General features: G+C 37.6%; 8 protein-coding genes. 1 reads left to right on the top strand and 7 read right to left on the bottom strand.

Features of this window, described 5'->3' with window-relative positions; all coding sequences use genetic code 11:
* Positions 1–312: beta-xylosidase family glycoside hydrolase (locus H7U22_RS10050; protein WP_449581788.1), on the top strand; the 312-nt coding region annotated here is incomplete at its 5' end.
* Positions 313–444: 132 nt separating this feature from the next.
* Here H7U22_RS10050 and H7U22_RS10045 read toward each other — a convergent pair.
* The 7 genes from H7U22_RS10045 to H7U22_RS10020 form a co-directional block, all read right to left on the bottom strand.
* Positions 445–1,560, bottom strand: coding sequence for an acyltransferase family protein (locus H7U22_RS10045; protein ID WP_187071224.1), 1,116 nt, complete (start codon positions 1,558–1,560; stop codon positions 445–447).
* A gap of 149 nt (positions 1,561–1,709) precedes the next feature.
* A complete protein-coding gene (locus tag H7U22_RS10040; protein WP_187071223.1) occupies positions 1,710–2,807 on the bottom strand; it encodes a glycoside hydrolase family 43 protein in 1,098 nt (365 codons plus the stop codon).
* A gap of 26 nt (positions 2,808–2,833) precedes the next feature.
* Positions 2,834–5,455: a glycosyl hydrolase 115 family protein gene (locus tag H7U22_RS10035; RefSeq protein ID WP_248284714.1), complete on the bottom strand. Its 2,622-nt coding sequence runs from the start codon at positions 5,453–5,455 to the stop codon at positions 2,834–2,836.
* A 93-nt stretch (positions 5,456–5,548) separates the two neighbouring features.
* On the bottom strand, positions 5,549–5,707 hold the full coding sequence (locus H7U22_RS23055) for a hypothetical protein (RefSeq protein ID WP_248284713.1): 159 nt from the start codon (positions 5,705–5,707) through the stop codon (positions 5,549–5,551).
* A gap of 42 nt (positions 5,708–5,749) precedes the next feature.
* The gene (locus H7U22_RS10030; RefSeq protein WP_248284712.1) at positions 5,750–6,877 is read right to left on the bottom strand and encodes an endo-1,4-beta-xylanase; all 1,128 of its coding nucleotides are present in this window, start codon (positions 6,875–6,877) and stop codon (positions 5,750–5,752) included.
* A gap of 56 nt (positions 6,878–6,933) precedes the next feature.
* On the bottom strand, positions 6,934–7,674 hold the full coding sequence (locus H7U22_RS10025) for an SDR family NAD(P)-dependent oxidoreductase (RefSeq protein WP_187071222.1): 741 nt from the start codon (positions 7,672–7,674) through the stop codon (positions 6,934–6,936).
* Between the two features lie 9 nt (positions 7,675–7,683).
* Positions 7,684–8,712, bottom strand: coding sequence for a LacI family DNA-binding transcriptional regulator (locus H7U22_RS10020; protein ID WP_187071221.1), 1,029 nt, complete (start codon positions 8,710–8,712; stop codon positions 7,684–7,686).
* Positions 8,713–8,807: the final 95 nt, after the last annotated feature.

Genomic DNA, 8,807 nt, shown 5'->3' with positions numbered 1-8,807 from the left:
CTGCTTTTTTCAAGCAACAACTCTGGGGGTCAATTTAAAATTGGCGAAAGGGGGTCAAATTTATTGGTATATGCACTTTATTTACAAATCACAGCAAACAAGGAAGATTATAGTTTTTCTTACGGAAATACTCCTAATAACTGGAAATTGTTAAAAGATAAAGTTGATGGGAAATTTTTGAGTACGCAGGTGGCAGGTGGATTTATTGGTTCTCTATTCGCCATGTACGCAACCTCGTCAGGCGTTCCATCTACTAATTCAGCAAGTTTTAAATGGCTTGATTATAAAGGAGATGATGCGGTTTATAGGTGAGTCTTAAATACTATAATTTACTCGGCAAAAAGTATATGAATAAAAAACCTCGTGGGTTTTTAAAACCTACGAGGTTTGAAGAAGATATTTTAAACAAGTGGGAAGGACTTTGAAAGGCATAAAAAATTGCAACTATGCAAATCTTTTCCTCAACCATTTGCGAACCGGCTCATCGTACCATTTCAGTGAGGCATAAGCCAACACAATCCCACCTAATAAAACGAGTAACGCATAAGGCCAAGCCTGTGCAATTGTTATACCTTTGTTGTTACTGATCCAAGCAACATAAAAATAAACTAATGGATAATGTACTAGGTAAAGTGGATAAGATATATCGCCTAAAAATTTGCAGATCTTGCGCTCTCTTTGAGTTTGAATTACCCCACTAGCGCCAAGATAAACGATAAGCGGAAAAACGATGATAATACATACAGATTCAAAGATCCCGTTCATCCAAAGATGCTCAGCTCCGCCAATGCGTGGCATATAAAGTACAAGAGCGACTAAAAGGCTACACCATAAAAAGGCATTTTTAATTTTAGTTGGCTTGGCTATGCGAGAAAGTAACAGGCCTGCAAAGAAAGGGTACATGGTACGAGTTAGCCCAATGCGAACCTGTTCTACATTGAGTGTCCAACCACCGCTTAAATCTCCATTTGTAATTGCCAAGTGTGTGAGTGCAATAGCTGCGATAACGACTAAGATCCCCAATGCCATATTGGAAAATTTCCTGATCCAGACCGCGTATAGAATGTTGGCAATATATTCAAAAAACAAAGACCAACCCACGCTATTTAGGGGGTGCATTTCTTGCCATCCACGGATATCAAGCGATAATGGTATGGGCAAAATTGTATAGCCGATTAACATTACCAACAGCATTTTCCAAATCGGAATAGTGTGAATTAGAGGCCATATTGTTGAATCTGTATAGTAGAATCCGATAGCTCCCAAAGTCATTCCCAAAACTACCATCGGTTGAAGACGTACAATCCGTCGTTTAAAAAAATTGCCGACTGTCATTTTAGACCAACGATCATCGTAGGCGTAGCCCATCACGAAGCCCGATAATAAAAAGAAGAAATCTACAGCCAAATAACCGTGATTAACAAGGATATCTAAATGACCTGTGGCTAACGGTTCAGCCAAATGAAATGTTACAACGATTATAGCTGCGACACCGCGAAGGCCATCTAATATGGGATAGTGCGGCTTGGTGGTCAGCTCATTGGCTAGGTCAGTTCTCATCTAATGGGTTGTAAAAATTGCAAGTTGTCAAAAAATAGCTAACATTCGCTTATCCGACTAAATTTTTACACTTCTACATTTACCATACAAACCTCGTAGGTTTTTAAAACCTATGAGGTTTAAAAGTCATTTAAGACTTGTTCGTTAGATTATTTTTTCATTGGCTCTATCAGTGCAATAGTTCCATCAGCTTTGTGTGTTAACTCAGCAACCTTAACATTTCGAAGATGGGTTTTGCCCGAGAGCTGCGTATCGTGATAGAAAATGTACCATTTGCCTTTAATTTCTACTATAGAATGGTGGGTTGTCCAGCCTTCAACAGGATTCATAAAAGTGCCTTGATAGGTAAAAGGTCCATAAGGTTTATCGCCAATTGCCGAGGCCAAGAAATGAGTATCGCCTGTAGAATAAGTAAAGTAATATTTGCTATTGTATTTGTGCATCCAAGCGCCCTCAAAAAACCGTCTATCATGATCTTTGGTTAAAAGCGGTTTCCCTGCAGCATCTAAAATTACAACGTCTTTTACCGTACCATCAAAACTCAGCATATCTTTACTCAGCTTTGCAACTTTAGCGGTTAATGCAGGCTCATTTTCTTTTCCCGAATCAGTTTTAGAGCCATTGGCGTCATATTTTCCATTATTCCAGCGTTGAAGCTGACCGCCCCAAATGCCGCCATAATACATATAAGTGCTCCCATCGGTATCTGTAAATACGGCAGGATCTATACTAAAACTGCCTTCAATGGGTTTTGCTTCTGCTTTAAATGGCCCTGTTGGAGTTTTTGCTGTTGCTACGCCGATTTTAAAAACATCATTTTTATCTTTAACAGGGAAATACAAGTAGTAAGTTCCATTTTTAAAGGCAACATCTGGCGCCCAAAGCTGTCTGCCCGCCCAGGGAATGTCTTTTACGCTAAGTGCAACACCATTATCGGTAACTTTTCCACCAATGCTATCCATACTTAAAATGTGATAGTCTCGCATATCAAAATGATCGCCGTTATCGTTTTCTTTTATTCCCGCTTCAATATCGTGAGATGGATAGATGTAAATTTTTCCATTAAAAACATGCGCAGAAGGATCAGCGGTGTAAATATTCGAAATTAATGGCTGAGATAAATATTTTGAATTTTTCGTCGTATCACCAGTTTCTGTTGCAGGTTTTTTAGTGTTTTGCTGACAGGCGCTAGTCGCGGCCATTGCCATCATGAGCGCCAGCCCAGATAATTTTTTAAAATTATTCATTGTCTTATTTTCAGGTTTATAAATGGTTAAGGTTGTTTTATTTTGCTTACAAAAGTTTCTGGTGGACCAAGAAAACTTGGTTTTAATCCGCCAAGATCCAGCACCAGTTTTTGCAATACCACACCAGGGTTTACCATCCAGTATTTAATGGTATGTTTACCTGGCCTATCAAATTTTAATGGTGTTTTAAAGATCTTAATATTATCAGCAACCGATTGACGCCAGGCATTTTCTGTTTTATAATCTGTACTAATATTTACAATTATTGGTGCTTCTTCATCAACAGAAACAGCAAATTTTAGTCCATCACTATTTGTAAAATCGATTGTTGGAGATATAAAAGTATTCAGCTTAAATGTTCCAGATTCATTTAAATAGATGTCGTATTCCAAATGCGGAGTACTTACATCTAATTTTTGAATTGGAGCCGTTACCGGAACGGGAGCAACCCCACCTAAAGTTTTCCCATAATTCGGAATGGTTTTCCAAAAAATTGGTCGACTCCCAACTGCTTTGGTATAATTTTGGGCCTCTATTGAGAGATACCCTGCTTGGGGTAAAAAAGCATTAATTTTCTCGTCTGCAAATCGGGAATTATTTAAAGTTAATGGGATTAACATTTTTGATCCATCATTTCCAGAAACTGCAATTATGGTTTGCGATATTCCCTTCGGTGCCTTCGCCCAATCTATGGTTATGAAAATTCTCTTTTCACTATTTATTGCTCCGTTTGGCTCGCTAGAAATTACGTAGGCTGGCGCTTTAATTTGATAAGTGAATGATCCTTTGGTTTTATTAAACAGATCGATATAATGCGGTTTGTTGCTGTAATAATCAAAAGTTGGAAGGGCAAAGTTTACCTTTTCTTTGCCTGTCCAAGAAGAATCGCTTCCCTCAATTGCCAAACCCATTTTGGCTTTATTAAAATCGCCAGTAAACGTAATAATTTGTGTTTCGGGGATCGAATTTTTTTCTGGTTGTTGCCAGTAGGTATAACCGATATGAGTTTGATCCATCATATGATCCCACTTTCCACCAGCTATCGTTTTATTGTAATAATTGGTAATCTCCGAATCTCTTTTGTACAAACTATCTACTTTATCAACCAAAACATTTGTTCCAAAACGACCCTGTTTGGCGTAAAGTTTATTTTTGGCAACGGTATAATAAAGCTCGTACAAATTAGCGCTCGCCTCAACCGGATGAAGCACAAGCTGGTAGAAAGCATCTTTTTGATCTGTAGGAATGTTGTTGTAAATAAATTTGGTTATAGTTTCTAGCTTTTTATAATCCGAAACTACAGTCTCAAACTCATTGTAGTTGATTAAACTATACGTGTTTTCGTTCAGCAACTCGGGTTTAATTCGCCCATTGTATTTCGGATAAAAATCTAGAATATCAGCAATTTCTTCTGCATACTGTGCTCCAAATTGTTTTGTAACCCAATCGGTGGTATAAGCTTTAAGTTTTTCTGCAGGAATAGCATCAGGAGCCCAAGCATAATCCAGAAAAAACGAAATTGGAAACTCCATTGGCTTTAAATCGCCCACATTTACAATCCAAATTTCATTCGCGTTGTACTCGTAAGCCAGGTTCATTTGTTCCCAAACTTTTTGAATGGGGTTGGTATTAATCCACTTATAATTACGAGGATCGCCTACGTAGTCAAAGTGATAGTAAATACCATAACCGCCAGTTCGAGGCGATTCATTAAGTTTTGGAAGTTTTCTAATATTGCCCCAGTTATCATCACAAAGCAAAAGCGTTACATCATCGGGCACACGCATGCCTTTATCGTAATAGGCCTGAACTTCCTTATAAAGCGCCCAAAGCTGTGGCGTTTGCGAGGCTGGTTTTTGGGTTACTTTTTCAATAATCTCCCGTTGATCTTTAACAATTTTTTCAAGTAAGGCAGTTGCCGTTCCTTCCGTCATTGGCTCGTCTCCATCACCACGCATACCAACCGTAATAATCTGTTCCTTATCGGCAATGCGTTTCATACCACTCTCCCAAAAGGCCCTTAACTGTTCATGATTTTGATCGTAATTCCACTTGCCACCTTTATATCTTTTCCATTCATCATGCGCTCTGCTTAGAGGCTCGTGGTGCGATGTTCCGATTACAACTCCATATTCATCGGCCAAAACCGGATTCATTTTATCATCATCATTAAATGCACTGCCCCACATGGCTGGCCATAAGTAATTGCCTTTTAGGCGGAGAATAAGCTCGAAAACCTTTTCGTAAAATTTATGATTAAAGCCACCGAATTCTTTTTTACTCCAGCCCGATAATGCAGGTGCTTCATCATTTAAAAAGATTCCTCTATATTTTACCGCAGGCGAAGAAATAATGTGTCTACCACCAATGGCGAATAGCGCATTGCTTTTTTTAACAGGAACATCTGCCCAATAATACCAGGGAGAAACACCAATTTGGGAAGACAGTTCGTAAATGCCGTAAATGGTTCCGCGTTTGTCGCTCCCGGCAATAACCAATGCAGAATCTACGCCTGGCATCGGGTTTTTTACTACCTCTATTAATGTACTTTCCCATTTACCAGCAATGCCTGCAACATCAATTTTATGACTTTCAATCAGCTCATTAATGATATCGCTTTTGCCAATTGTGCCAATTATAATGAGCATTCCAGATGCTTTCTTCGTGAGTAAAGCAGGATTAATTCCCGAAACTTTTTCTATATCGGTCTGTAGATTTTTTACCGCCCTATTTACACCGGTCTAATCATTTTCACCCACCAATATGGAAGTTGCCTTTCCGTTATTTACAATCGAAAAACTTCCTGTAGTATATGTTTTAGAAACAAATGGATCAGTTACTGAAGCAAAACAGGTAGATTTTAAGATAACCAGAACAACGAATAAAAGGAGCTTTTTCATGAAAGTATAATTTTGATGGGTTTAAAATTTAAGGTCTCAATTTCATTTCTTTTTAAAATTGATTACTTCCCAATACGCTTTTTTTGGCTGAAGATTTACATCAAAAAGCAGGGGATAATTTTTTCTGCCCATTACCGGATATTCATCTAACCAAGTGTGCTTATCAGAAATATTCCAGAAAGTAACATTGGTAATTACGCTTTTATACTCTCTAAATACCCTGAAAACCATTGCATATTGCGTTGCTTGTTTTTGCGCTAATTCTGTAGTAAACTGATCTGATTCGTTCGGTTTTCGGTCTCTTTTATCTTTCTCCCAAGGATAAATTGACATATCCACTTCGGTAAATTGAATTTTTAATCCAAGCGATGAGTAGCGTTCGATTGCGGTGCGGAGTTCGTTTTCAGTAGGTTCTTGTAACGACCAATGTGCCTGTAAACCAATTCCATCAATCGGCACGCCTCGATCTTTTAAGCTTTTTAAAAATTTATAAATGCGCTCTCTTTTTTCTGGGCGTTCGGTGTTGTAATCATTGTAATAAAGTTTTGCATTTGGATCAGCTTCATGTGCATATTCGAATGCTTTTACAATAAATTCGTCGCCACAGATTTGGTACCACTTAGATTTCCGCATAAACTGATTTGGATCATCATCAATTGCCTCGTTAACCACATCCCAAGCATAAATTTTTCCCTTATATCTACTTACAACTGCTGTAATATGATCTTTTAAACGTTGCAATAAAACGGTTTTTGAAACTTCCTTCCCATCTTTTCCAGTAAAAATCCAATCGGGCGTTTGTTCATGCCAACACAGGTTATGTCCACGAATTTTGATTCCATTTTTAACTGCAAAGTTTACGATGGAGTCTGCATCTTTCCAATAAAATTGCCCCTCTTTGGGTTGAAGACTTCCCATTTTCATCGCGTTTTCTGCAGTTATACTATTAAACTGTTTCTTAATCAGCTGTGCTTCATCTCCCGATAAATTTTTGAGGCCAACGGCCACACCAATTGGGAAATAGGCTTTATAAAAATCTTTTAACCCGCGATGATCCGAAGCATAATTGGTGATGGTTTGTTGAGATTTGCACGAACTAAAAATTAACATCATGGATAAACAGATCCATCTTGATTTAGTAATTTTTGCAAATTTGAAATTCCTACTCATAATATTTGGTTATGCTCTATTAGTCAAAAAGGCTTTATATTTACCTCTTTATTTGTTTAAAATCCGATAGAATTTCCTCCATCTACAGGCATTACCACGCCTGTAACATATTTTGCTCCTGCCGAACAAAAGAAATACACGGCTTCCGCCACATCGTCCGGATCGCCCATTTTACCCATGGGTGTTCTCGAAAAAACTTTGTTCTTTCTTTCAGGATCAGCATCTAATGCCTTGGCAGACATGTCGGTTTTAATAAAGCCTGGTGCTACACAATTTATTCTAATTCCTAATGGAGAAAGTTCCGTTGCCATTGCCCTTGTCATTCCTTCTACACCAGTTTTGGCCGCCGAATACGCAATTACTTTTGGAATCCCATATTGCGCAGCCATCGAACTTATATTTACAATGCTTCCGCTTTTTGCTTCAATCATTTTCTTAACCACTTCTCTGCTTATAGCAAAAACCGATGATAAATTAGTTTGAATCACACTTGCAAAATCTTCATCCGTAACCTCTATAAAAGGTTTTTTCATATTGATGCCTGCATTGTTAACCAGAATATCAATTTGACCAAACTCTTCAATAATTTCCTCAATTAAGCTAGGAATGCCTTTCAAGTTCTGAAGATCAAAAGCTTTGTAACTGCTCAATAATCCAAATTCGTTAACGGCACTTTTCAGTTTTTCTTCATTTCGACCAATCATGATTACATGAATGCCTTCCTGTACTAATTTTCTGCTGATGGCCAAACCCAATCCTGCTCCGCCACCGGTTACAATGGCTATTTTCTTGCTCATGCTTTGTTATTATTTTTTTCTTTGAGATGAAGCCCTTACAATCAGTTCAGTATTTAAAATTACTGTACTGGTAAAGCTTAAATCTCCTTCACCATCTAAATGATTGATTAAAATTCGGGCGATATTCTCTCCCATTTCATTTCCTGGGTAATTTATAGTTGTAATGGCTGGCTCTGTAACTTTCGAAATTAGATCATTATTAAAGCCAACAATGGCGATATCTTCGGGTACTTTTAAACCCGCTTCTTTCAAAATGGTTAGGGCAAATGCTGCCGATGAATCGTTCGTGATAAATAAACCGTCTGGTAATTTATCTCGTTTTAAAACATCATTTAACAAAGAATCTTGAACGGCCTGCTCGGTTAAATCATTAGAGATAAATAAAGTTGGGTCATACGGAATGTTATGATCTGATAACGCTTTTTTATAGCCTTCAAACCTATCCATGTAAACATTCCTAGCTGTATTTCCAGTGATGTGAAGAATTTCCTTGCAGCCTTGCTCAATTAAATGCTCGGTTGCTTTATATCCTGCTTTAAAATTATCAATCAATACTTTGGTAGATTGAATACTTTCTGCAATCCGATCGAAAAATATAACTGGGATATTCTTTTTTATAAAAGTATCGAAATGGCTAAAATCCTGCGTATCCGAAGCCAATGAAACAATTAACCCATCAACTCGGCTGTTAAACATGGTTGTCGTATTTGTTTTCTCTTTTGCCTCTTGCTCAAAAGATTGACTGATAATTAAATTATAACCGGCATTATTAACTATCTTTTCTATCCCCGATAAAACTGAAGACATGAAAAGACTATTTAACCGCGGAACGATAACCCCAATAGTATTTGTTTTTTGCTTACGGAGGTTGCTTGCGAACTTATTGGAGCGGTATCCAAGTTCGGTGGCAAGATCAAAAATTCTCTTTTTTGTTTTTTTATTAATTGCAGGATGATCTTGCAGCCCTCTACTTACAGTGGTTGCCGAAATATTTAATCTCTCCGCTAAATCGTAAATTGTAATCTCTTTATCTTGCATACACGAATCTGAACATAAAGTTCTAATATTTGGTATGACTAAAGTAAGGTTAATTTTATAAAATTGCAATCGGTTGCATTAATTTTACAAAATTA

Origin of the sequence: Pedobacter fastidiosus (assembly GCF_014306625.1) — a bacterium.
GTDB lineage: Bacteria > Bacteroidota > Bacteroidia > Sphingobacteriales > Sphingobacteriaceae > Pedobacter > Pedobacter fastidiosus.
Note: the sequence above shows the minus strand (reverse complement) of the source record. Positions and strands in the feature narration are given on the sequence as shown.